Origin of the sequence: Vannielia litorea (genome assembly GCF_900142295.1) — a bacterium.
GTDB lineage: Bacteria > Pseudomonadota > Alphaproteobacteria > Rhodobacterales > Rhodobacteraceae > Vannielia > Vannielia litorea.
The window spans coordinates 820,551-844,713 of sequence record NZ_FSRL01000001.1; the positions used below are offsets into that span (position 1 = coordinate 820,551).

General features: G+C 67.7%; 21 protein-coding genes and 1 tRNA gene. 13 read left to right on the plus strand and 9 right to left on the minus strand.

Going from position 1 to position 24,163, the window contains the following annotated elements:
- The first annotated feature begins 68 nt into the window (after positions 1-68).
- Positions 69-1,949: an enoyl-CoA hydratase-related protein gene (locus BUR94_RS04225; RefSeq protein WP_074254993.1), complete on the plus strand. Its 1,881-nt coding sequence runs from the start codon at positions 69-71 to the stop codon at positions 1,947-1,949.
- A 26-nt stretch (positions 1,950-1,975) separates the two neighbouring features.
- On the opposite strand, the gene BUR94_RS04230 is transcribed toward BUR94_RS04225, so the two are convergent.
- A complete protein-coding gene (locus BUR94_RS04230; RefSeq protein ID WP_074254994.1) occupies positions 1,976-2,215 on the minus strand; it encodes a hypothetical protein in 240 nt (79 codons plus the stop codon).
- Between the two features lie 115 nt (positions 2,216-2,330).
- Here BUR94_RS04230 and BUR94_RS04235 point away from each other — a divergent pair, with 115 nt between their 5' ends.
- Positions 2,331-2,612: a DUF2312 domain-containing protein gene (locus tag BUR94_RS04235; protein ID WP_074254995.1), complete on the plus strand. Its 282-nt coding sequence runs from the start codon at positions 2,331-2,333 to the stop codon at positions 2,610-2,612.
- Positions 2,613-2,692: 80 nt separating this feature from the next.
- On the opposite strand, the gene BUR94_RS04240 is transcribed toward BUR94_RS04235, so the two are convergent.
- Both BUR94_RS04240 and BUR94_RS04245 read right to left on the minus strand, forming a co-directional pair.
- Positions 2,693-3,766, minus strand: coding sequence for a Hint domain-containing protein (locus BUR94_RS04240; RefSeq protein ID WP_074254996.1), 1,074 nt, complete (start codon positions 3,764-3,766; stop codon positions 2,693-2,695).
- A 166-nt stretch (positions 3,767-3,932) separates the two neighbouring features.
- Positions 3,933-4,811, minus strand: coding sequence for a hypothetical protein (locus tag BUR94_RS04245; protein WP_074254997.1), 879 nt, complete (start codon positions 4,809-4,811; stop codon positions 3,933-3,935).
- 134 nt (positions 4,812-4,945) lie between these two features.
- Here BUR94_RS04245 and BUR94_RS04250 point away from each other — a divergent pair, with 134 nt between their 5' ends.
- Together BUR94_RS04250 and BUR94_RS04255 are read left to right on the plus strand one after the other, a co-directional pair.
- Positions 4,946-6,598 (plus strand): ABC transporter permease, encoded by a 1,653-nt coding sequence (locus BUR94_RS04250; RefSeq protein ID WP_074254998.1) that lies wholly within the window; start codon positions 4,946-4,948, stop codon positions 6,596-6,598.
- A gap of 44 nt (positions 6,599-6,642) precedes the next feature.
- Positions 6,643-6,718 (plus strand) — tRNA-Thr (locus BUR94_RS04255).
- Between the two features lie 75 nt (positions 6,719-6,793).
- Here the strand turns inward: BUR94_RS04255 and BUR94_RS04260 are convergent.
- From BUR94_RS04260 to BUR94_RS04285, 6 genes are all read right to left on the minus strand, one after another.
- Positions 6,794-7,480: a D-lyxose/D-mannose family sugar isomerase gene (locus tag BUR94_RS04260; protein ID WP_074254999.1), complete on the minus strand. Its 687-nt coding sequence runs from the start codon at positions 7,478-7,480 to the stop codon at positions 6,794-6,796.
- On the minus strand, positions 7,477-8,757 hold the full coding sequence (locus tag BUR94_RS04265; RefSeq protein ID WP_074255000.1) for an amylo-alpha-1,6-glucosidase: 1,281 nt from the start codon (positions 8,755-8,757) through the stop codon (positions 7,477-7,479). Before BUR94_RS04265 ends, BUR94_RS04260 begins: the two co-directional genes overlap by 4 nt.
- 11 nt (positions 8,758-8,768) lie before the next feature.
- The gene (locus tag BUR94_RS04270; RefSeq protein WP_074255001.1) at positions 8,769-9,815 is read right to left on the minus strand and encodes an ABC transporter ATP-binding protein; all 1,047 of its coding nucleotides are present in this window, start codon (positions 9,813-9,815) and stop codon (positions 8,769-8,771) included.
- Between the two features lie 31 nt (positions 9,816-9,846).
- Positions 9,847-10,689, minus strand: a complete 843-nt coding sequence (locus BUR94_RS04275) for a carbohydrate ABC transporter permease (protein WP_074255002.1) — start codon at positions 10,687-10,689, stop codon at positions 9,847-9,849.
- On the minus strand, positions 10,686-11,531 hold the full coding sequence (locus BUR94_RS04280; protein ID WP_074255003.1) for a carbohydrate ABC transporter permease: 846 nt from the start codon (positions 11,529-11,531) through the stop codon (positions 10,686-10,688). Before BUR94_RS04280 ends, BUR94_RS04275 begins: the two co-directional genes overlap by 4 nt.
- 127 nt (positions 11,532-11,658) lie before the next feature.
- A complete protein-coding gene (locus BUR94_RS04285) occupies positions 11,659-12,927 on the minus strand; it encodes an ABC transporter substrate-binding protein (RefSeq protein ID WP_074255004.1) in 1,269 nt (422 codons plus the stop codon).
- A gap of 294 nt (positions 12,928-13,221) precedes the next feature.
- Here BUR94_RS04285 and BUR94_RS04290 point away from each other — a divergent pair, with 294 nt between their 5' ends.
- The 9 genes from BUR94_RS04290 (at position 13,222) to BUR94_RS04330 (ending at position 24,155) form a co-directional block, all read left to right on the plus strand.
- Complete coding sequence (locus BUR94_RS04290; protein WP_074255005.1) at positions 13,222-14,229, plus strand: LacI family DNA-binding transcriptional regulator; 1,008 nt, start codon at positions 13,222-13,224, stop codon at positions 14,227-14,229.
- 345 nt (positions 14,230-14,574) lie between these two features.
- Positions 14,575-16,095: a sulfatase family protein gene (locus BUR94_RS04295; RefSeq protein ID WP_074255006.1), complete on the plus strand. Its 1,521-nt coding sequence runs from the start codon at positions 14,575-14,577 to the stop codon at positions 16,093-16,095.
- Between the two features lie 12 nt (positions 16,096-16,107).
- Positions 16,108-17,262 (plus strand): mandelate racemase/muconate lactonizing enzyme family protein, encoded by a 1,155-nt coding sequence (locus BUR94_RS04300; RefSeq protein ID WP_074255007.1) that lies wholly within the window; start codon positions 16,108-16,110, stop codon positions 17,260-17,262.
- 28 nt (positions 17,263-17,290) lie between these two features.
- Entirely contained in the window at positions 17,291-19,210 is a 1,920-nt protein-coding gene (locus tag BUR94_RS04305) for an ABC transporter substrate-binding protein (RefSeq protein WP_084192907.1), read from the plus strand.
- Between the two features lie 77 nt (positions 19,211-19,287).
- Positions 19,288-20,271 (plus strand): ABC transporter permease, encoded by a 984-nt coding sequence (locus BUR94_RS04310; protein ID WP_074255008.1) that lies wholly within the window; start codon positions 19,288-19,290, stop codon positions 20,269-20,271.
- Entirely contained in the window at positions 20,268-21,413 is a 1,146-nt protein-coding gene (locus BUR94_RS04315; protein WP_074255009.1) for an ABC transporter permease, read from the plus strand. The genes BUR94_RS04310 and BUR94_RS04315 overlap by 4 nt, the downstream gene beginning before the upstream one ends.
- Complete coding sequence (locus tag BUR94_RS04320; RefSeq protein ID WP_074255010.1) at positions 21,403-22,425, plus strand: ABC transporter ATP-binding protein; 1,023 nt, start codon at positions 21,403-21,405, stop codon at positions 22,423-22,425. Before BUR94_RS04315 ends, BUR94_RS04320 begins: the two co-directional genes overlap by 11 nt.
- Positions 22,418-23,404: an ABC transporter ATP-binding protein gene (locus BUR94_RS04325; protein ID WP_074255011.1), complete on the plus strand. Its 987-nt coding sequence runs from the start codon at positions 22,418-22,420 to the stop codon at positions 23,402-23,404. Before BUR94_RS04320 ends, BUR94_RS04325 begins: the two co-directional genes overlap by 8 nt.
- Positions 23,405-23,483: 79 nt before the next feature.
- Positions 23,484-24,155 (plus strand): GntR family transcriptional regulator, encoded by a 672-nt coding sequence (locus BUR94_RS04330; protein WP_074255012.1) that lies wholly within the window; start codon positions 23,484-23,486, stop codon positions 24,153-24,155.
- The last annotated feature ends 8 nt before the right edge of the window (positions 24,156-24,163 follow it).

Consider the following 24,163-nt stretch of genomic DNA (forward strand, 5'->3'; position numbering starts at 1 on the left):
CGCCCGCCCGGTTTTGATGCGGCAGGCCGCGGGGCAGGCGGCGTGAGGCAGCAGAAGAGGGCGGGGCGATGGCATCTCCGGTCAAGCTCAAGGTTTTGGATGGCGTGGCGCGGATCGTGATCGACGCGCCCCCGGTGAACGCGCAATCGCTGGCGGTGCGCAGGGGCCTGTGGGAGGCCGTGCGCATGGCCGAGGCCGATCCGAAGGTGCGGGCGCTGGCGATCCTTGGCGCGGGGCGCAACTTTTCGGCCGGGGCGGAGATCTCGGAATTCGAGGGCGCGGGCCAGGAGCCGTGGTTCGGCACGGTCTTCAACCGGATCGAGGCCTGCGCCAAGCCGGTGGTCGCGGGCATTGCCGGCGCGGCGCTGGGCGGCGGGCTGGAGCTGGCGCTGGCCTGCCATTTTCGCCTGGCCGCGCCCGATGCCAAGCTGGGCCTGCCGGAGGTGAAGCTGGGGCTGGTGCCCGGCGCGGGCGGCACCCAGCGCACGCCGCGCCTGATCGGCGCGGAAGCCGCGCTCAGGATGATGCTGACCGGCGAGCCGATGGGCGCGCGGGCGGCGGAGAAGCTGGGGCTGGTGGATGGCGTGGTGGAGGGCGACCTGGCCGAGACCACGCTGGCGCTGGCCCGCGAGCTGGGGCAGGCCGGCGAGGGGCCGACCCGGCGCAGCCGCGATGCAAGGGCCGGGCTGGAGGATCCGCGCGGCTTCGAGGCGGCGATCGCCGCGGCCCGGGCGGCACTGGCTGCCGATCCGGCGCGGGCGCGGCTGGAGGCGCCGCACCGGGTGATCGACTGCATCGAGGGCGCGCTGTTGCTGCCCTTCGAGACCGGGCTGGCCTATGAGCTGGACGCCTTCGAGGAGCTGCGCGCCGGCCGCCAGTCGGCGGCGCTGCGGCATGTGTTCTTTGCCGAGCGCGCCGCGGCCCGCCCGGCGCGGCTGGGCGGAGAGAAGCCCGGCGTGGTGGCCAGGATCGGGGTCGTGGGCGGCGGCAAGGCGGGGGCCGAGCTGGCCGCGGCGGCGGCGGCGCGGGGCGTCGGGGTGCGGCTGATGGAGCAGGACACCGCCCATGTGCAGGCGGCGAAGGTGCGGATCGAGGCGCTGCTGGCCGCCGAGGTGGCGGCGGGTCGGATGAAGGCCGAGGCAGTGGCCTCGGCGCTGGAGCGTGTGACGGGCACCGAGGAGGACGACGGGCTCGCAGGCTGCGACCTCGTGATCGAGACCCTGCCCGACGAGAGCGGGCTGAAGGGCGACCTCTTGGCGCGGCTTTCGGAGCTTCTGGGCGCGGGGCCAGTGCTGGCGACCTGCGCCCGCAGCCCGGAGCTGGACCTGCTGGCCGCACCCCTGGCGCACCCTGACAGGTTCATCGCCCTGCGCTTTTCGGAGGCCGCGCACCAGGCGGGGCTGGTCGAGGTAGGGGCGCTGGAGGGCGCCTCTGGCGAGGCGGTGGCGCTGGGCTTCGGGCTGGCGCGGGCGCTGGGGCTCCAGGCCGTCTTTGCCGAGCCCGCGGTGGTGGCGCTGGTGGCCGGCGCGGGCCGGGCCGCGGCGGAGGAGCAGGTGGCGCGCGGCGAGGCCAGCGCCGAAGAGGTGAACGCGGCCTGGGCCGGGTTCGGGCTGGCGCCGCCGATGGAGGGGGCCGGGATGGCCGACCTCGCGGCGTGGCGCGCCGAGGCGCTGGTGCGGCCGGCCTGCCTTGCCATGGCCAACGCGGCTGCGCTGATGCTGGCGCAGGGCGCGGTGGAGACCGCCGCCGCGCTGGATGTGGCAATGATCGCCGCGGGGACCTTTCCGCGCGAGGCGGGCGGGCCGCTGCACTGGGCCGAGGCCGAGGGGCTGGCGAAGGTGGAGGCGGCGCTGGCGGAGCGGGCCGAAAGCCACGGCGCGGCGCTCTGGGAGCCTGCGCCGCAGTTCGGCGAGCTGGTGAAGAACGGGCTGGGCTGGGCGGATCTCTGAGGCGCCCGGCGGGCGGGCGCGCCGGCTCAGCCGAGCAGCAGGCCGATCGTCACCAGTGCGAGCCCCATGGCGGAGACCCCGAGGGCGGCCATGTTCCAGGCGCCCATCTTCTGCATGTGGGCCACCATCGCCTCGTTGGAGAGCCCGGCGTTGCGGGCCTTCATGACCGAGCGCACGCAGGCGAGGATCCCGGCCACGCCCAGGAGCGCGAGCAGGGCGCCGGGCCAGACGAGCAGCGAGAGGTCGAGGGCAGGGGTTTGTTCCATGGGCGCGGGGTAGCACCGCGCGGTGGGGCTTTTCAAGCCGTCGCGGCGCGGCTACTCAGGGCCCCGAGTTGAAGAACAGTGTTGAAGAACGAGACCGAGGCAGAAGGAGAGAGACATGAGCGACGTCTACGAGGGCGAGAGCGGGACCAGCGCGCCGAGCACCTATCGTGTGGCCGCGGACGAGCTGCGCCAGTTCATCGAGCGGTTCGAGCGGCTGGAGGCCGAGAAGAAGGACATCGCAGACCAGCAGAAGGAAGTGATGGCCGAGGCCAAGGGCCGGGGCTATGACACCAAGGTGATGCGCAAGGTGATCGCGCTGCGCAAGCGTGAGCCCGACGACATTGCCGAGGAAGAGGCCGTGCTCGACATGTACAAGCAGGCGCTCGGCATGAGCTGAGGCCCTGCGCCGACCGGGCAGATTGCGCCGCCTCCGGGCGGCGTTTTCATGTCTGCGTCATGTCTGAGGGGCGGGTTTGCTCAGGCGGCGATGAGGCCCGGCGCGGTGCCGCGCGGCTCGGCGGGCAGGTCCACCCCCCACATCAGCGAGGCGAGAAACCGGGCCTCGTAGAGCTTGAGCGCGGGCCGGGCCAGTTGCAGCGAGGATCGGCCGTCGGCCTGGGGCAGGTCAAGGCTGCCGCGCAGACCGGGGAAGACCGAGGCGATCTCGCGCTGGGCCTCGGTGCCGATCCGGGCCCGGGCGACATCGCCGAAATAGAGGCTTTCGCAGGCCAGCCCCTCGGCCTCGACCACCTCGTGCCGGGGCAGCAGGAAGTGGGCGTAGCCGATCTCGCGAAGGTTGACGAGGTCGATCCCCGGCAGGCCGACCAGGGCGCGGGCCGGTACGAAGACCTCGGCCGCCCCGAAGTGCAGCTCGGCCAGCGGATCGGCCATGAGCACCCGGTGCTGTTGCGACAGCACCAGCGGCGCCGAGTTGCCGAAGGCGCCGGCGGAAAAGCGCACCGGCGCGGCCTCGGCCCGGCCGGGCACCAGGCTCTGGCCGATCCAGAGCACCGGCTGCGCGCCGTGGTCATGGGTGAGCACGCGCTGTCCGGCGCGGAGCCGTTCCACCGGCACGGGCCCGTCCTCGGTGGCGATCCGGGTGCCGAAGCCGAAGCAGACATAGCCGTAGCTCGTGGCGGCGCTCTGGTCGGTGGTGAAGAAGCCGGGCGGGTAGCCCGGCTTGGAGTTGGCCCAGTACCAGCCCTCGAGATCGAAGCCGGGAGACCAGACCACCTGGATCACCTCGCCGCCGCTGTCGAGCCCCTGGAACACCACCGCGCCCCCCTGGTCGCCGTTGATGTCGACATGGTCGGATCGCACAACGACCGCGTCTTCCAGCAGGGTGCTGCCGTCGGTGGTTGAGTAGGAAATATCGTAGGTGTCGCCGACCGAGAACTGGTAGGGAGTCCCGTCGCCCTGGTTGGAGGAGATGGTGAGGTTGGAGTTGGCGCTGAGCGGGGAGTCGAACGTGGAGGTGCCGGGCCCGTTGTTCACGTTGGCCCCGCTGGCGATGGCAAACTCGTTGTCGAGCGCGGTGATGGTGATGGGCATCCACGGCCTCCCGTCGGTCTGACAGGGGATAGGCCGCGGGAGGCGAAGACCTGGTTAACGGCTGCCCGGCAAATCGCTAAAACTGGATGCAGTTGCGGGCACCGCGCCGCTTTGGGCGCAACATGGGAGACGCGCCGGTCAGGGCGCAACAAGAGTGACGCGCCGGTCAGGGCGCGATGAAGGTGACGCCCTCGACCATCCGGATGCGCTCGAGATCTTCGAGGTAGAGCTGGGTGAGCGTCTCCACTGTCGCCTCGTTCCAGCCGGGCAGGTCCATCACCACCTCCACCGCGTCGGGGCGGGCGTATTTGTCGAGGAAGGCGGTGACGACGCGCTGGCGCTGCTGGGGCGTCTTGACCGGGTGGGTGGCGAGGTAGCTCTCCATCCGGGTCACCCCCTCGTCCGACATGATGGTGGCGAGAAAGTCGTTTTCGCCCTCGATCGGCATCTCGGCGGGCATGCCGCCCATCTCGCGCAGGATCTCGGGCCAGATCAGGGGGGTATCCTCGTTGCACCAGACCACCAGCCGGGCGTCGGGCACGGCGGAGCGAATCGCGGTGAGCGTGTCGGACCAGCGCAGGTCGGTGGGCGTGACCCCGGTGAGAAAGCCGCCGAAGTCGGACTCTTCCTTGCAGCGCCCGAAGAGGTCGGGGATGAAGGTGGCCGGGTTGGCGATGCCTATGAAGAACTCGTTTCCGGCATCGGGAAACAGCGCGCTGATCCACTGCACCTTCTCGCCCATCTGCGGGTAGATCCGGTTTTCGGCCAGCACGGCGCGGGCGGCGCAGATGAACTGCTCGTTGGAAAACACCAGCCGGTCGGCGTGGTCCTCGTCCATCACCGCGGCCAGCACGTCCTCCTGCAGTTCGGGGGTGGCGGGCACGCCCTTCAGCGCGTTGATGGCCTCGCGCAGCACGCGGCGATAGCGGCCGGGACCGGAGACCATGGTGCCGATCTTCGCCAGCGCGCCCTTGTTCTTGAGCAGGCAGCGGAACAGCTTGTCTTCATCGGTGCAATGTGCGCCCAGGTGGTACACGACCTGCATCGGATCGTCCCCTCGTTACTCGTTTTGCCTCTTCGCCCCCGGCGATGCCGCACAGTATGGGGGATTGAGACGTAGATAAACCGCTTTCCACCGGGCGGGGAGGGGGTATTAACGGGAGCCATGAGAGAGCGGCCATGGCAGAACTGAGCACGGGGCAGGGGGCGCGGCGGCGCTGGCGGTTCGACGGCTGGTCGGCCGGGGCGGTGCTCATTGCGCTGCTGGTTCTGCTGCCGATCGCGGCGGTCGTGGTGATCGCCTTCACCCCGCGGGTCAACCTCTGGCCGCATCTCGCCTCGACCGTGCTGCCGCGCTACCTGGAAAACACCGGCGTGCTGATGCTGGGCGTGGCCGCGCTTTCGGCGGCGATGGGCACCGGGGCGGCGTGGATCGTGACCATGTACCGCTTTCCGGGGCGGCGCTGGCTGGAGTGGGCGCTGTTTCTGCCGCTGGCGGTGCCGGCCTACGTGGGGGCCTACGCGCTGGTGGACTTTCTCGAATACGCGGGCCCGGTGCAGACCGCGCTGCGCGAGGCCTTCGGCTGGGAAAGCGCGCGGGACTACTGGTTTCCGCGGGTCCGGTCGCGCGGGGCGGCGGTGCTGGTGCTCTCGGCCTCGCTCTATCCCTACGTCTACCTGCTGGCGCGCGCCGCCTTCCGCGAGCAGCCGGGCGGGGCCTACGAGGTGGCCCGCGCGCTGGGCGCGGGGCCGATCGCGCGGTTCTGGCGGGTGGGCCTGCCGCTGGCCCGCCCGGCCATCGCCGCGGCCACGGCCATCGTGATGATGGAGACGGTGAGCGACTACGGCACGGTGAACCACTTTGCCGTGCAGACGCTGACGACGGGCATCTTCTCGGCCTGGCTGGAGAGCAACAATGCCGGCGGCGCCGCCCAGCTGGCCTGCGTGATCCTGGTGCTGGTGCTGGTGCTGGTGACGCTGGAGCGGCTCTCGCGCCGCCGCGCCCGGGTGCACCAGGGCGCGCGCGGGGCCCGCCCGGTCAGCCCCGAGTCGCTGGGCCCGGTGCGCCGCTGGCTGGCCTTCGGGCTCTGCATGGTGCCCTTCGCGCTGGGCTTCCTGCTGCCGGTGGGGGTGATGCTGGAGCACGGGCTGGGCCCCAGGGCCGACTGGCTCGACCCGCGCCTGCTCGACTCGCTGGCCAACTCGCTGGTGGTGGGCGGGATCGCCGCAGTGGTGACGGTGACGGCCGGGCTCTTCATGGTTTATGGCGTGCGGCTCTCGGGCCATGCCCTGCCGCGACAGCTGCTGCCGGTCACCACGCTGGGCTATGCCGCGCCGGGTGCGGTGCTGGGCGTCGGCGTGCTGCTGCCGCTGGCCGCGCTCGACCATCGGCTCGCCGACGGCGTGCTGGCGCTCACCGGCTGGGACCCGGGGCTGATGCTGACCGGCTCGGCGGCGGCGCTGGTCTTTGCCTATGTGGTGCGGTTCTTCGCCATCGCCCAGGGCGCGGCGGATGCGGGCTTCGGGCGGATCTCGCCCAACATCGCCCACGCCGCCCGCTCGCTGGGGCGCAGCCGGCGCGGCGTGCTGGGCGCGGTCTACCTGCCCTTGATGCGCGCCTCGGTGGGCACGGCGCTGCTGCTGGTCTTCGTGGACTGCGTGAAGGAGCTGCCCGCGACCCTGCTGCTGCGTCCGTTCAACTACTCGACCCTCGCCGTGCGGGTCTACGAGGAGGCCTCGCTGGAGCACCTGCCCCAGGCCGCCCCGCCCGCGCTGATGATCTGCGCGGTCGGGCTGGCGGCGGTGGCCCTGCTGGCGCGGGCGAACCGCTAGGGTCTTGCACGAGACGGAAGCGCAGGCTACCTCTCCCGCCGAGTGCCCCTATAGCTCAGCTGGTAGAGCAACTGATTTGTAATCAGTGGGTCCGCGGTTCGAGTCCGTGTGGGGGCACCATCTCGCTGGCTGGCACAGAGGTATAACGGGCCGCTGCTCTGGTGCGGGCATGGCCTGGTGTTGTGCTGCGTTGGGTCAGGGCAGGCGGGTCTTGTAGTCGCTGACCAGAAGGTGCGTGGGGGCTTCGTCTTCCTCGATCTCGGCAAAGCGGCCGATGGGGTCGCGGAAGATGTTGTCGGTTTCGTCGTCGTTGACGGTCGAGACCTCGCCGATCAGCACGTCGCCGCCTTCGCCCCAGAAGGCGTGCCAGTCGCCCGGGCGCAGCGTGACGCTCTCGCCCGGGGCCAGGTGCAGCTTTTCGCCGGGGGCGTAGTCGTGGCGCAGGCCGTCGAGCCAGACGGTGCCGCCCCTGTCCTCGGCATAATTCCCGGCGTCGTCGGAGCCGTAGAGCTCCACCACCAGCGTGGCGCCGCCGCGGTTGATGATGTCTTCGGCCTTGAGGGCATGGGTGTGCATCGGCGAGAGCTGGTCTTGCCGCGAGATCAGCAGCTTCTCGGCGTAGCACATGCCGCCGCCGCGTTGCAGGTCGCCCAGCAGGCCGTTGCGCAGGGTGAACAGGAACAGGCCCATTTCGTCAAACCGGCCATCGCCGTAGTCGGTGATGTCCCAGCCGCAGCGGGCGTCGATCACGTGGCGCGCGTCGGTGGCGCGGGCCTTGAACTCCTCGGGCGTCCAATAGGCGAAAGGCGGCAGGGTGAAGCCGTTGGCGCGGATCATCTCGTCGGCCGCGGCCATGATCTCGTTGATGCGGGAGCGTTTCATGCGGCCATCTCGCAGGTGTTGAGGATCTCGATCACCATGGCGGCGGTCCAGGTGAAGTGGGGGCCGCCGCAGGGTTCGGCGGTGATCGGGTCGTGGTATTCGGCAAAGCCGCTGGTCTCGATCAGCCGCAGGCAATCGCCGATGATGCGGGGGACGATCTCGCCTTGCCCGGCCCGCGCCAGCCCGTCGGCCACCATGTAGTTGACGATCAGCCAGACCGGCCCGCGCCAGTAGCACGGCCCGTCGAAGGCGGCGTGGGTCGGGTCGTGGCTGGGGATCAGGTAGTTGCAGCTCTTCGCCAGGGTCTCGATCCGCCGCACCAGCGCGGCGGCGCGGTGGTGCGGGATCGGGGCGAAGGCGGTGAGGATGCCGCCGACGGAAGGGCTCTCGATCGGGGCACCGATGGCGCGGTCGTAGCAGACGTATTGGCCCAGCGGCTCGTGCCAGAGGGTTTCCAACGCCTCGATGCCCTTTTCGGCCATGGCGCGGGACTCGGCGGCGATCTCCTCCATGCCCAGCCGGGCGGCGAGGTCGGCCGTGTCTTCGCAGGCGCGGATCAGGATGGCGTTGAAGCCGGGATCGACCACCAGGAAAGGCGAGGCGTCGTGCATCTTGCTGGTGTCCCAGCCGAGGCTGCGGAACTTCTGCACCAGCCAGATGTAGCGCTTGTACTGCTCGTCGGTGGGGCGGTGCGCGGGGTTGGCGTGGCTGGTGTCGCGGCGGGTGAAGCTGCCGACGCCCTCTGTGGGCACGCGCTCGAAGGCGGCGTCCCAGTCGGCGGAGTTGTCACGGCCGGATTCCCAGGGGTGCACGATCGCCACCAGCCCGGTGCCCTGCGGGTCGCGGCAGCGATAGAACCACCGGTGCCAGGCGTGGATCTTCGGCAGCATGGCGCGGGCCTTCTCCTCGGCCAGCGCCCTGTCGCGGGCGCGGTCGAAGATACGGCGCACGGCGAAGCCCGCGACGGCGGGCTGGGTGATGCCGGTGGTGGGAACCTCGCGGCCGGTGGACCAGACATCGGGGCCGGGAAAGTAGCCATCGTCGGGCTGGTGGAAGATGATGTGGGGCACCATCCCGTCGTCCCATTGATGGGCCAGCAGGGTCTCGATCTCGAGCCAGGCGCGGGGCTCGTCGTAATGCGCAAAGCCCAGGGCGCTGAGCGCGGAATCCCAGTTCCACTGGAAGGGATAGAGCCCGTGGGTGGGCACCGTGTAGGTGCCGCGGTCGTTGTCGCTCAGCACCTGGCGGGCGTGGCGGATCATCTCGTCATGGTTCATGGATTTGCCTTTCACGCCACGGCCTTGGTTGTTTCGGGGTCGAACCAGCGGATGCGGTCGGGCTGCGGCGCCAGCGTCAGCGTCTCGCCGGGCTTGACCACCATGTCGCTGTCGAGCACGGCACGGAACAGCTTGCCGTCGACATCGCAGGTGACCAGCAGGTGCGCGCCCAGCGGCTCCACGATCCGGACCCTGGCCTCCAGCCCCTCGGTGGCGGGCTGGATGTCTTCGGGGCGGATGGCGAATTGCAGCGGGCGGTTGGCGGCGCCCTTCGGGCCGTCGATGACCCGGCCCGCCACGTTCCACTTGCCGTCTCCTGCGGAGGTGGCGTCGAGAAAGTTCATCGGCGGGTTGCCGATGAAGCTGGCGACGAACTCGGCCGCCGGGTTGCGGTAGACCTCGATGGGCGTGGCGGCCTGGACGATTTCGCCGCTGTGCATGACGCTGATCCGGTCGGCCATCGACATGGCCTCGACCTGGTCGTGGGTGACGTAGACGGCGGTGGTCTTGCTCTCGGCCAGCACGCCCTTCAGCTCGGCCCGCATCTCCATGCGCAGAAGCGCGTCGAGGTTCGAGAGCGGCTCGTCCATCAGGATCACGTCGGGCTCCATGGCGAGCGCGCGGGCCACGGCGACACGCTGGCGCTGGCCACCGGAGAGCTCGCCGGAGTAGCGCTTGAGCAGCATCTCGATGTGCATCAGCCCGGCGACCCGCTCGACCCGTTGCCTGACCACGTCGTCGGGCAGCTTCTGCATCCTGAGGCCGAAGCCGATGTTCTCGAAGACCGTCAGGTGCGGGAAGACCGCGTAGTTCTGGAACACCATGGCGATGCCGCGATCCTTGGGCGCGAGGTGATCGACGCGCTTGCCGCCGATCCAGATCTCGCCCTCGGTCGCGGTTTCGAGGCCGCAGATGATGCGCAGGAGGGTGGTCTTGCCGCAGCCCGAGGCGCCGAGAAGCACCATGAATTCCTGGTCGGCGATTGTCAGGTCGATGTCGTGCAGCGCGGTGTAGGCGCCGAAGGACTTCTGGACGTTCTTGATCTGGATTTCAGCCATATCATCGGTTCCTTTCGTGAAACGCCCCGCGTCAGCGGTTGGCGATGCCCCACATGGCGAAGAGGTACTTGCGCACCGCGAAGATGAAGATCAGCGCGGGCACGACGAGGATGAAGCCACCTGCGAACTTCAGGTGCAGCGGCGAGGTGTCGAGGCTTTGCAGCAGGAAGGCGGTCAGCGTGCGGTTCTCGATGGTCAGCACCGCGGCGGCAAAGACCTCGTTCCAGGAGATCACGAAGGCGAAGATCGCCGATGCGGTGATTCCGGGCAGGATCAGCGGCAGCACCACCTTGGTGAAGGCGGTGAACCGTGTGCAGCCCAGCGTCCACGCGGCCTCCTCGAGCTCCAGCGGGATGCCGGAGAAGAGCGAGAAGGTGATGAGCACCGCGAAGGGGATCGCCAGGGTGGTGTGCACCAGCGCCAGGCCGAAGGCGGTGTCGTCGAGGCCGGTCTGGATGAACATGACCGCGAGCGGCAGCGCCAGGAGCGGCAGGGGGAAGGCCCGTGTCAGCAGGATCAGCAGCCGGAACAGCTCCTTGCCGCGGAAGTCGAAGCGCGAGAGGGCATAGCCTGCCGGCGCGCCGATGGCGATCGACATCACCATCGTCATCGCCGCCACGATCACCGAGTTCTTCAGCGCGTCCAGCATGCCTGCGAACTGCAGGAAGAAGGAGAGCGAGCCGAGGTCGAACTCGGGGAAGAACGGCTTGGGAAAGCTGTTCACCGTGTCGGGCGAGGAGAGCGTGTTGATCGCCAGGAAGTAGATCGGCACGAGAACCCAGGCACAGAGCAGGACCACGCCGGCGACGTAGAGTCTCCGCCCGGCGCTGCGGGTGTCTTTCGCGGCGGGGGCTTCGGTGGCAACAGTGGTCATATCGTTGCTCCTTTCGGAACGCGCAGGGCGCGCAGGATGACGAGGGTCGCGGCGATGGAGATGACGAGGATGATCAGCGCCATGGCCGCCGCGGCGCCGTTGTTGAGAAGGTCGAACTGGTAGGCATAGGTCTCGCCCATCAGCACCGGGAAGAGCGTGCCGCCAAGGGCCGCCACCACGGCGAAGACCTCGAAGGCCATGATGACCCGCAGCACCAGCGCGGTTTGCAGCGAGGGCCGCAGCATCGGCAGGGTGATGCGCAGGAAGCGCTTCCAGGGCGATGCGCCGAAGACCTCGGCCGCCTCGTAATATTCCTTGGGGATCAGCCCGATGCCCGCGACGAGAATGACCAGCATGATCGCGGTCGCCCGCCAGATCTCGGCCAGGGCAATGGCGATGAAGACCAGCCCGGGGTTCTGGAAGGTCAGCAGGTTGACCGGCTTGTCGACGATGCCGACGCCCTGCATCATCGAGTTGAGAAAGCCCGACTGCTCGAAGATCGCCAGCCAGATCAGGCCGGCGGCGAGGTCGGAGATGCCCAGCGGGATGGTCCAGACGTAGAGCACCAGGTCGCGGCCGCGCTTCATCTTGGTGACCATGGTGGCCATCAGCAGCGAGAGTGCCAGCTGGATCGGCACGACGGCTGCGGCCAGCAGCAGGGTGTTCTTCAGCGAGATCGGAAACTTCCAGTAGCTCACCACCTCGCGGAAGTTGTCCATCGTGAAGCCCGCGCCGGTGGTGAAGGCCTGCTTTGCGACCAGCACGAAGGGGTAGATGAAGAACAGGCACAGAAACAGCGTCACCGGCAGGATCAGCACGTAAGGCAATATTCGAGCGTTCATGGAATCGCTCCTTGTTCCGACGCATGTCGCGCCTTGGGTGGGATCATCGGGGGCAGGGGGTGTGTCCGGACCCAGGGGAGCCCGGACACGAGGGGTGAGAGGGGGCAGGGAGGCCCCCTCCGGGAGGTCACTCGACCGGGCATGCGCCTTCGGACGGGGCGTCCGGGGCCCAGCAGGGGGCGCCGGTCTCGTTCATGATCGCCGCGAGGCGGCCCTTCTGATCTTCCAGCACGGCTTCGATCGGCTGGCCGGCGAGCACGATCCGCTCGAAGGTGTCGACGTAGATGCGGTTGAAGTCGCCGCCCATCTCGCCGAGGCCGGCGGGCAGGAGGCCCGGGTTGGCATCGGCAGAGGCCGACATCTTGGCCACGGCCTCACCGGCGGCCTTGACCGAGGGCGGCAGGTCGTCGGGCAGGTCGACATCGACCACCGGGAAGAAGTTGGTGGCCTTCAGCGTGGCGATCTGGGTTTCGGGCTTCATCAGATGCGCCAGGAGGGCCTTGGAGGCCTCCATGTCGGGCGCGGTGCGCGGGATGGCGACACCGGCCAGAACCGGCATGAAGCCGCGACCCTTGGGGCCTGCGGGCGCCGGGAAGGCGACAAAATCGTCGGGCCGCTCGTTGAAGGCATTGGCCAGGCGCGAGGTGTGATCGAAGACGATCCAGGCGTCACCGGAGAGCAGTTGCTCCTGCATGAAGGAGAAGTTGGTCGAGCCGGGGTTGGTGTGCGCCCAGAGCTCCTTCATCTTTTCCCAGGCGGTGACCGCGTCGGCCGAGGCGAAGGTGCGCACCACGCCGTCGGTGTAGGACGGGTAGAGATAGCCCTGGAAGAAGCGGTGCTTCAGGCCCTTGGGGCCGGCGGGGAAGCCGAACTTGGGCTCGCCTGCCGCCTCATGCGCGTTGGCCGCCCATTCGATCAGCTGGTCATAGGTCAGCGCGTCGATATCGGCGCCCTCGGGGAGATACTGCAGCGCCTCCTTGTTGGCCGCCATGATGTAGCTGGCCTGCATCCAGGGCATGTACTGCAGGGTGTCGGTGCCGAGCTTGGCGAGATCGTTGAAGGTGCCCGAAGCCGACATCATGCCGGTATCGCCAAGGTCGACGAGGTCATCGGGGTTCATCGCGGAGAAGTTGCCGTGCAGCGCGCCGAGGAGTCCGATGCTGCCCGATCCGGCTTGAAGCTCGGCGTCGAGGCGGGTGATGAAGGGGCCAAGCTCGTTGGACTGGTAGTCGACGGCGTCGTCATGGCTGGAGAGCACCTGGTCGCGCATCGCCTGCTGCTCCTCGACCGGGTTCGCCTGGGTCGACCAGAACAGCACCTCGGCCTGGACCGCGCCGGCGGCCACGGCAATCGCAATGCCGGACGCAGCGCCGGCAATCTTGGTGTGAAAAGACATTCATTCCTCCCGAATGTGAATTTCGGAGCCCGACCTGTGGGCCGACCCCATCGTCATCGAGCCGACCCTGAACATGCGCTCGGGGGCAGGTCTGCCATCGCGTGAAGGGCGGCGAGGTTTTCACCGTGCGACTCACCCTGTGCACTGCGGTCAGTGTGATATAACGATATACCTTATGTCAAACGAGGAAATCTCGCTGCGCCGCAGAAACGCCAATATCTGTCCAGTTCCGCTTGCTATTCCTTAATAATCGGGCCAGCATCGAGATAGAACGTTATATCAATGACCGGAAAAATGGCCTTCAAACCCACGTTGAGCAGTGTCGCCAAGGAAGCGGGCGTTTCGATTCCCACGGTCAGCCAGGTGATGCGTGGCAAGGGGCGCATTTCTGAAAAGACGCGGCAGAAGGTGCTGAAGGCCGCCGAAAAGCTGCACTACATCCCCGACAGCCGCGCCGCCTCCATGCGCTCGGGCGAGAACCGCGAGATCGGCTTCGTGCTCAACCAGTTCGCCAACCCGTTCAACGCCGAGGTGGTCTCGGGCGCGGTCGATCTGCTGGAGGCGGAGGGCTACCTGCTCTCGATCCTCGACACCCGCGACGATGCCGCGCGGCAGGGGCGCCAGCTCGAGGCCTTCATCCGCAACGGCCGGGGAGGGCTTATGTGGGTGCCCGCGCTGAATACGCCGGAGGAAACATTCGACCTGCTGCGCGCCCACGGGATCCCCACGGTCACCTTTCTGCGCCAGTCGGGAGACAGTCTTGACCATGTCGGCGTGCGCAACGCGGTGGCGACCGAGACGGCCACGACCTATCTCGCCGATCTGGGCCACCGGCACATCGCCTATCTTGGCGGCACCGACATGACCTCGGTGCGGCGGCGCCGGATCACCGGCTACGAGCGGACCCTGGCGGCGCGGGGGCTTGGCCCGGCCATCATCTGGCCCTCGGCCGACACCAAGCGCGCCGGGCTCGACGCGATGCTGGAGTTGCGCGCGGCGCATCCCGAGGTGACGGCGGTGGTCTGCAACGGCGACATGGTGGCGCTGGGTGCCTGCCTTGCGCTGACGCGCTCGGGGCTTACGCCTGGCAGAGAGGTTTCCGTCGTCGGCTTCGACGACATCAGCGATGCCGCCGTGGGCACGCCCGCACTGACCACGATGGCGGTCTCGCCCCAGAAGCTGGGCCGCAAGCTGGCGCAGGTGCTGATGGACCGGATCCGCGAACCCGACATGCCGGTGAGCGTGTCGGAGATCGTGGCCGAACTCGTGGTCCGCGAAACCACGGGGCCTGCACCGCGGTAGCGCAGGCTGGCACCCTCGCCGGGCCTTGCGCTGATGTCAGGCGTCGGTGTCCCGGGCGGTTCGGTTGAGCGCGACAGGGCGGGAGAGGACGGCGAGCGTCTTCAGAAACCTGGTCTCCACGCAGATGAGAACCCTGTGAAGGCGGCGGCAGAACCGCCTGCGTTGGCGCGGTTTCCGCGTCGGCATCTTCATGGCTGATAAACGGCGACACGCACAAAATAGTCGACGATCTGACGGTCATGATATAACAATCAGTGACGAATCGCGTTTTTGGGAGGTCGGGATGCGGGGCATTTCGGCGGCTTCGGCCGGACGGGAGAGATTTGCGCAGGGCGTGGGCGCGGCATGAGCCGTTTGCCCGACATCCTGCTCATCACGACGGACCAGCAGCGCGGCGACTGCATCGGCGGCGCCGGGCGGAGGGTTCGCACACCCAACATCCAGCGCATTGCCGACCGGGGCGCGCGCTTTGACACCTGCATCACACCGCATCCGATGTGCCAGCCCGCCCGGGCCTCGATCCTCACGGGCAAGCTGCCCTATTCGCATGGGGTCCGCGACAATGGCCGCAACCTCGACCCGGCGCTGGCAGAGGAGGGGATCGGCGCGATCCTCGGGCGCGCGGGCTACGAGACGCGGTTCATCGGCAAGGCGCATCTGTCGACGCATGAGACCTTCGAGCCGACCGGGTTTCCCGAATGTTACGAGTCGGTTGCGCAGTTTGAGGACACTTGGGCCGGGCCCTACATGGGGTTCGAGAACGTGGCGCTGACCCTGCGGCCGCACCATCATTGCGGCTGGAAGGACAAGCCCTTCACCCTGCACTACGAGGATTTTCTCGATCAGGACGGGCAGGGCGGGGCGCGTTGGGCCCGTGCGAAGGAGGCAAGGCCCCCGCTCACCACGCACAAGCAGGTCTGGCGCTCGGCGCTGGAGGACGAGTGGATGTCGACCGCCTGGGTGGGCGACCGGACCGTGGAAGTGCTGGAGGAAGATCGTGACCGCCCGCTGATGGCCTGGGTCTCCTTTCCCGATCCGCATCCGCCGTTCCTGGCGGCCGAACCCTGGTCCACGATGTACGCCCCTGAAGAGGTCGACCTGCCGCCGCATCGCACGCTGGACCTGGATCGCCGGCCCTGGTGGCACCGCGCCTTCCTGGAAAGCCCGGCGCGGCGGACGCAGAAGCGCAAGCACGCCGAGGACCAGCCCTATTGGGGCAATGACGACGCCTTGCAGGACAAGGACCTGCGCGATGTGATCGCAGTCTACTACGGCATGATCGCCGCCATCGACCACCAGGTCGGGCGTGTGCTCGATCTGCTGGAGGCGCGTGGCAGGCTGGACAATACCATCGTGATCTTCACCTCGGACCACGGCGAATGGCTGGGCGATCATGGGCTGCTCCTGAAAGGACCGATGCTCTACGACGGGTTGCTGCGGGTGCCGCTGGTCATGGCGGGGCCGGGGATCGTGCCGGGGCGCTTCGATGTGCCGGTCTCGACGCTCGACCTGCGCGCCACCTTGGCGGAACTCTGCGGGCTGGAGGCCTCTGGGGATGACGGCGCTTCGCTCTCCGACGTGATGGCCGGGGCCACGCGGGAGGTGGCCCACAACGAATGGGAGGTCGATGCGGCCCGCAGCGGCGTGGACCTCGACCTGCGCACGGTGCGGTCGCGGACCCATCGGCTCTCCGTCGATCTGAAGAGCGGGGCCGGGGAGCTTTACGACCTTGCCGCCGACCCGCATGAAATGACCAACCTCTGGGATGATCCCGGCGCCGCCGCCCTGCGCGACCGGCTGACCGCCTGTATCGCGCAGGACCGTCCCGGCATGATCCCTGCCGCGCCGCGCGTCGGCTGGCACTGAAAGGCTCACCGCATGTCCAAGATCACCGCAATCGAACCGCTCCTCGCCCGCGTCGGGATCCGCAACCAGCTGCTCGTGAAGGTCTCGACCGACGACGGGCTGGTCGGTTGGGGAGAATCCGGCCTCTCGGCCCGCGAGGATGCCGTGGCGGCCACGATCCGCCATTTTGCGGAGTTCCTGGTCGGCAAGGACTCCAACCAGATCGGCCGGATCTGGCAGGAAAGCTACCGCAGCCAGTATTTCGAAGGCGGGCGGGTGCTGACCGCCGCCATCTCGGCCATCGACATCGCGCTCCATGACATCCTCGGCAAGCGGCTGGGCGTGCCGGTCTACCAGCTTCTCGGCGGCAAGCAGCGCGACGAGATCCCGACCTTTCCCAGCGCCCAGTCCAGCGACCTGGACGCCTTGATCGAGAAGGCGCGGGTGCTGGTGGACGCGGGCTGGGATTGCCTGCGCATCTATACAGGGGAGTTCAACGGCGACGGGGTCTTCGATCCGCGCCGGAACCTCAACCAGGCCACCCGGGAGCTGATCGCCCTGCGCGAGGAATTCGGCCCCGACCTGGTGCTGGGCATCGACCTGCACCACCGGCTCTCGATCGCGGAGACGGCGGATTTTTGCAACCGGTTGCCGGCGGGCACGCTGGATTTTCTCGAAGAGCCCATTCGCTGCGAAACGCCGGAGGCCTATCGCACCCTGCGCGCCATGACCAACATCCCCTTTGCCGTGGGCGAGGAGTTTGCCTCCAAGTGGCAGGCCGCGCCCTACATCGAGCAGGGCCTGACCCAATACATGCGGCTCGATATCTGCAACATCGGCGGCTTCACCGAAGCGATGAAGGTCGCCGGCTGGTGCGAGCGCCATTACATCGACCTGATGCCGCACAACCCGCTCGGCCCGGTCTGCACTGCCGCCACCATCCACATGGCTGCGGCGGTGCCCAACTTCAGCTGGGCGGAAACCCGGCAGGGGCCGACCGAGGACCTGGGCTTTCACGATCCGGAGCTGTTTCCGGTTCAGATCCCGCTCGAGGGCATCACCTACAGGGTGCCCGACAGGCCGGGGCTGGGTGTCGAGGTCGATGAAGAGAAGATCCGGGCCTCGCAGCCCACCCATGTCGAGCCGCCGCACCTGTGGCGGCCGGATGGCTCTGTCACCAACTGGTGACGTCGTTCAACGGAGGAGGAGAAGACAGATGAACACGTGGTTGACACGCACGGCGCTCGCCGGAGCGCTGGCCCTCGCGGCGGCAAGCCCGGGGCTGGCGTTCGAGGAGGCGCCGGAGCTGGCCGAGAAGGTCGCCGCGGGCGAGTTGCCCCCGGTCGACGAGCGCCTGCCGTCCGAGCCCCTGGTGATGGACACGATCGAGGGCCCCGGCGAATACGGCGGCACCCTGCGCCGCGCCATCCTGGGCGGCGGCGATCAGCACAACATGGTGCGCACCATCGGCAGCGACAACATGGTGCGCTGGTCCCCGGACTGGACCGAGGTGCGCCCCAATATCGCCAAGTCCTGGGACATCTCCGAGGACGCCTCGAAATTCACCTTTCACCTGCGCGAGGGCATGAAATGGTCGGACGGCGCGCCGTTCAGCGCCGATGACGTGCTGTTCTGGTACGAGGACATCTTCAGCGATCCCGCACTGACCCCCAACAAGGACTCGACCTTCGTGGGGCCGGAGGGGCCGGTCACGGTGCGCAAGATCGACGACTACACCGTCGAGTTCGACTTCGGCGCGCCCAACGGGCTGTTCCTGCAGGGGCTGGCCTATGGCTTTGGCTACCACGCCACCGCCTATCCGCGGCACTATCTCAGCCAGTTCATGCCCAAGTACAACGATGATGTGCAGGCGCTGGTCGATGCCGAACCCGCGGCGGCCGACTGGGTGCAGCTGTTCAACCTCAAGGCCGGGCCGATGGACACGCCGCTGTTCTGGCAGAACCCCGACCGCCCGACGCTGCACGCCTGGCACCTGACCAATGCCTATGGTGCGACCGACCGGGTCGAGGCGGTGCGCAACCCCTACTACTACAAGGTCGACAGTGAGGGGCAGCAGCTGCCCTATATCGACCGCATCACCTATGACCAGGTGGAGGACGTGGAGACGATCCTGCTCAAGGCCTTCAACGGCGAGATCGACTACATGCTGCGCCATATCGGGCGGCCGTCGAACAAGGCCTCGCTGACCGACAACATGGAGCGCGGCCAGTATCGCTTCTTCGACGTGGGCGACCTGCCGGCCAACATCATGATCCTGATGATGAACCTCAACCACACCGATCCGGTGAAGCGCGAGGTCATCACCAACAAGGATTTCCGGATCGGCGTGAGCCACGCGATGAACCGGCAGGAGATCATCGACCTGCTCTACTTCGGGGTCGGCGACCCGGCCCAGACGGCACCGGTGAAGGGCTCGGATCTCTACAACGAGACCTGGGCCAAGCAGTTCACCGAATACGATGTCGACAAGGCCAACGAGTATCTCGACCGGGTGCTGCCCGAGAAGGATGCCGAGGGCTACCGGCTCGGCCCGGACGGCCAGCGCTTTTCGCTGATCTTCCTGGTCGCGGATGTGTTCGGCCTGCAATATCCCGACGCGATGGAGCTGATCGCGGGCTATGCGCGCGACGTGGGGCTCGACTTTCAGGTTCGTGCCACCGACCGGTCGCGGCTGATCGAGCTGCACACCTCGAACGATTTCGACGCTTACCTGTGGAACTGCTCGGGCGGGCAGGCGGATGCCTACCTGACGCCGATCTGCTACGTGCCCACGATCTCCAACTCGGTCAGCTGGGCCCGCGAATGGGCGGCCTGGGGCGTCGATCCGTCGACCGGCGAAGAGCCGCCGCAGCACGTGAAGGATATCTTCGACACCTACAAGCAGGTGCGTTCGGCGGCCACGCCGGAGGAGCAGAAGGCGCTGATGACCGAGGTCATCGGCATGGCGTCGGACGCGCTCTTCACCATCGGCCTGGTGCAGCCCGAACCGGTCTTCGGCATCGCGCGCAACAACGTGCGCAACGTGCCCGATCCGCTGCCGATTGCCGGGCAACTCTGGTTCCCGGCGCCCTATACCGCGCAGATGTACTTCGAAGGCGGCGACAACCTGCCGTGACCTGAAGTACCCTGAGGGGCGCCCGCCAGATCCTCCCGGCGGGCGCCCCCACCACCCTGCAACGCACCGGAGACGACATGGGCGGTTTCATTCTGCGGCGGGTTCTCTACATGATCCCCACCGTGTTCCTGGTCTCGATCGTGACCTTCATCATCATCCAGCTCCCGCCGGGCGACTACCTCGACACGCTGGCTGCGGAGATGGGCGAGGCGGGGGGCGACAACGTGGCCGTCGTGGAGCAGCTGCGCGCGCAATACGGGCTGGGTGAGCCCATGTACGTGCAATACTGGAAGTGGATGACCGGCATCCTGCTGGAGGGCGATTTCGGCATTTCCTTCGAGAAGAACGTGCCGGTGACCGATGTGATCTGGGACAGGCTGGGCTGGACCTTCGCGATCTCGGTGCTGACGCTGCTCTTCATCTGGGCCGTGGCACTGCCGATCGGCATCTACTCGGCGGTGCGCAAGTATTCGGCGGGCGACTACATCGCCACGCTGCTGGGGTTCATCGGGCTGGCGATCCCGAACTTCCTGCTGGCGCTGGTCATGATGTACGTGGCCTTCAAGTATTTCGGCCAGTCCGTCGGCGGGTTGGTCAGCCCGGAGTACCTCAACCAGCCATGGACCTGGGCCAAGGTCGTGGACCTGTTGCAGCACATCTGGATGCCGATCTTCGTGGTCGGAACCTCGGGCGCGGCCGCGCTGATCCGGATCATGCGGGCCAACCTGCTCGATGAGCTCTACCGCCCCTATGTCGTCACCGCCCGCGCCAAGGGCATGTCGGAATTCCAGCTGCTGATGCGCTATCCCGTGCGCGTCGCCCTGAACCCCTTCATCTCGACCATCGGATGGATCCTGCCCACGCTTGTCTCGGGCGAGATCATCGTGGCCGTGGTCATGAACCTGCCCACCACCGGCCCGCTCCTGCTGCGCGCGCTCCTGGTGCAGGACATGTACCTGGCCGGGTCGCTGATTCTGATCGTCAGCCTGCTGACGGTGATCGGCACGCTGCTGTCGGATGTTCTTCTTGCCTGGGTCGACCCGAGGATACGGTACCAATGAGCGCCATCGACACCGCCCCCGAAACTCTCGCCGCCGAGTCGGTGAAATCCCCGGCGCTGCTGGGCCCATGGGCACTGATGTGGCGCCAGTTCCGCCGCCACAGGATCGCCTATCTCAGCCTCTACCTCGTTGGCTTCATCTACTTCGTTGCGCTCTTCGGCGAGTTCCTGGCCCCGGCCAACTACCTCGAGTCCAACACGCGTGCGCCCTTCGCGCCGCCGCAAGGCATCCATCTCTTCACGGCGACCGAAGAGGGGGGTGGCGCGTTCCTGCTGCACGCCCGCGGCCTGAAGATGGAGATCGACCGCGAGGCCATGCGGCGGCACTTCGTGGAAGACCCCGAAAAGGTCATTCCGCTGGGATTTTTCGTGAAGGGCCACGCCTACAAGCTGCTCTGGCTGATCCCGACCGACCGGCACTTCTTCGGGCCGAAGGACCCTGCCCAGACGGTCTACTTTTTCGGCGCCGACCGGCTGGGCCGGGATATCCTGAGCCGCATCATCATGGGCACGCGGATTTCCATGTCGATCGGGCTGGTCGGGGTGGCTGTCTCGCTCATCGTCGGCGTCAGCCTTGGCGGGCTGTCGGGTTATTACGGCGGCTGGGTCGACAATGCCATCCAGCGGCTGATCGAGTTCTTGCGGTCAATCCCGACGATCCCGCTCTGGATGGGGCTGGCCGCGGCGATCCCGCTCGACTGGCCGCCGCTGCGCACCTACTTCGTGGTGACGCTGATCGTGTCGATGATCGGTTGGACGACGCTGGCCCGCGAGGTGCGCGGCAAGTTCCTGTCGCTGAGGCATGAGGACTTCGTCATTGCCGCGCGGCTGGACGGGCTCAAGGACTGGGAGGTGATCCGAAAGCACCTGGTGCCCAGCTTCGCCAGCCACATCATCGCCTCGCTCACCCTCGCGGTGCCGCTGATGATCCTCGCGGAAACCTCGCTGTCGTTCCTCGGCATCGGGTTGCAACCTCCCATCGTGTCCTGGGGCACCCTGCTGAAGGAGGCGCAGAACATCCGCACCATCATCGAGGCGCCCTGGCTGCTGATCGCGCCCGGCTCGGTGATCGTGGTCGCCGTGCTTGCCCTCAACTTTCTTGGAGATGGCCTACGTGATGCCGCCGACCCCTATGCACAGTGAAGCGCAAAAACCGCTGGTCGAGATCAAGGGTCTCAAGACCCATTTCTTTACCGATGACGGGCTGGTGAAGGCGGTCGAGGGTGTCGATCTAGATATCCTGCCCGACCGCACGCTCTGCCTGCTGGGGGAGAGCGGCTGCGGAAAGTCGATCCTGGCGCGGTCGATCCTGCGCATCGTGGACGCGCCGGGGCGGATCGTGGGGGGCAGTATCCTCTACCACGCCGCCGATGGCCGCACCGTGGACCTGGCCCGGGCGAGGGCCGGGTCGCGCGAGCTGAGGGCGATCCGGGGCAGCGACATTGCGATGATCTTCCAGGAGCCGATGTCGTCGCTCGGGCCGATCCAGAAGATCGGCAAGCAGATCACCGAAACCATCCGCCTGCACCGCGACGTGAGCAAGGCCGAGGCGCGCGAGGAGGCGATCGACATGCTCGCCCGCGTCGGCATTCCGCGCCCGGCGGAACGGTTCGAAGCCTACCCGTTCGAATTGTCGGGCGGGATGCGGCAGCGGGCGATGATCGCCATGGCCCTGTCCTGCCAGCCGCGCCTGCTGATCGCGGACGAACCGACGACGGCGCTGGACGTGACCACGCAGGCGCAGATCCTGGAGCTGATCGCCGAGCTGAAGGACGAGTTCAGGATGGCGGTCATGCTCATCACCCACGACCTCGGCGTGGTGGCCGAGGTCGCCGACGACGTGGCGGTGATGTACATGGGCAAGATCGTGGAAAAATCGGATGTCTACGGCCTGTTCGAGGCTCCGCAGCACCCCTACACCCGCGCGCTGCTCAATTCGGTCCCGCGCATCGGGGTGACGACGGGCGCGCGCTTGCCGGCCATTCGCGGCATGGTCCCGCACCCGCTGGCGCGGCCCTCGGGCTGCACCTTCCGCACGCGCTGCGACCATTTCATGGAAGGCATCTGCGACCTGCGCGAGCCGCAGCTGAAGCCGCGGGGGGAGGGCCAGGTGGCCTGTTTCCTGCACGAGGAGGAGGCGCGTGCCGATGTCTGAGGCCATTCTCGAGGTCAAGGACCTGACCATGACCTTCGGCAGCACCCGGGGCGGCTGGTTCTCCAAGCCGAAGCAGGGTTTTGTCGCGGTCGATGCCGTGTCTTTCGAGGTTCGGCGCGGCGAGACCTTCGGGATCGTCGGTGAGAGCGGGTCGGGCAAGACCACGCTGGGCCGCTGCATCCTGCGCGTTCTCGACCCGAGTTCCGGCAGCATCCGGTTTCGGCCCAAGGACGGGGACGAGGTGGAGCTGGTCAGCGCGCCGCTGGACCAGATGCGGCAGGTCTGGCGCAAGCTGCGCATGATCTTCCAGGATCCGCAGGCCTCGCTCAACCCGCGCCTGCGGGTGATCGACGTGGTGGGGCAGGCGTTGCAGAAATCCGAGGGGCTGAAGGGCAGGGCGCTCGCCGAACGCGTGGGCGAGTTGCTGGAGAACGTCGGCCTGCGCAAGGAGTTCATGCACCGCTACCCCAACGCCTTTTCCGGTGGCCAGCGGCAGCGGCTGGGCATTGCCCGCGCGCTCTCGACCGGCCCCGAGCTGGTGGTGGCGGATGAGGCGGTTTCGGCGCTGGACGTGTCGATCCAGGCGCAGACGCTGAACCTGTTGCAGGATCTGCAGGGCGAGTTCGACCTGACCTTCCTGTTCATCGCGCACGATCTTGCCGTGGTCGAACACATCTGCGACCGCGTCGCGGTGATGTATCGCGGCCAGTTCGTCGAGGTGGCCGATACCGGCACCCTCTTCGCCGCGCCGCAGCACCCCTATACCCGGGCACTTTTGCAGGCGGTGCCTGTCGCCGATCCGCGCCAGCGCCGCCGCAGGGCGGGCGCGGCCGAGCCGGTTGACGTGGGCGTGCCGCCCAAGGGGTGCCAGTTCAGCCCGCGCTGCCCCCATGCGACCGAGGTGTGCCGCGCAACCAAGCCCCCGGCGCGGCGCGTCCACGGCGCCGACGTGCTGTGCCACTACGCGGGGGAGATATGAAACCCCGCACCCTGCCGCTCTGGCACAGGGTGGGGGGCGCCGCTATGATGCCAGGGCGTTTAACCAGAACGAAGACAGCATGAGAACCGGCGACCAGATTGCAGAAGTTCCGCTTTATGATGCGATCCTCGACGACATCTACAGCGGTCGGCTGGCCGGTGGTCAGCGGTTGAAGGTTTCGGAAATCGCCGAACGCTACGGCACCAGCACCAGCCCGGTGCGCGAGGTGCTGCGCCGGATGCAGGGCGAAGGCTTTGTCGAGATCCATCCCAACCGGGGGGCGACGATCAAGCCCACCGACGCCGGGTCGATCCAGAACATCTTCGAGGTTCTGCAGATGCTGGAGCCCTATTTCGTGAACTGGTTCGCCGATTACGCGCCGCCCGAGCTGCTCGACGAGCTGGAAGACATCCAGGCCCAGATCAAGCGGATTCCGCACAGCGAGCAACGGGCGTTTCGCAAGCTGGATTTCCAGTTTCACGAGATCTTCTGCCGGGGTCACTACAACCAGACGGCGGCCGAGATCTGGCGCAACCTGCGCACCTCGCTCAACGTGCAGGCCGCCCGGTTGCGGATCTCGCCCGCGCGCTACGAAGCGATCAAGGAAGAACACGACCAGCTGGTCGTGGCGCTACGGGCCAACGACGTGGCCCGCGCCGACACTGTGATCCGCAAGCATGTCGACGGCTCCTTCGTGCAGATGTCGCAGCAGATCCGGGCGATGGGCATCCCGAACGGCACGAGGGGCTGAGGCGGGGC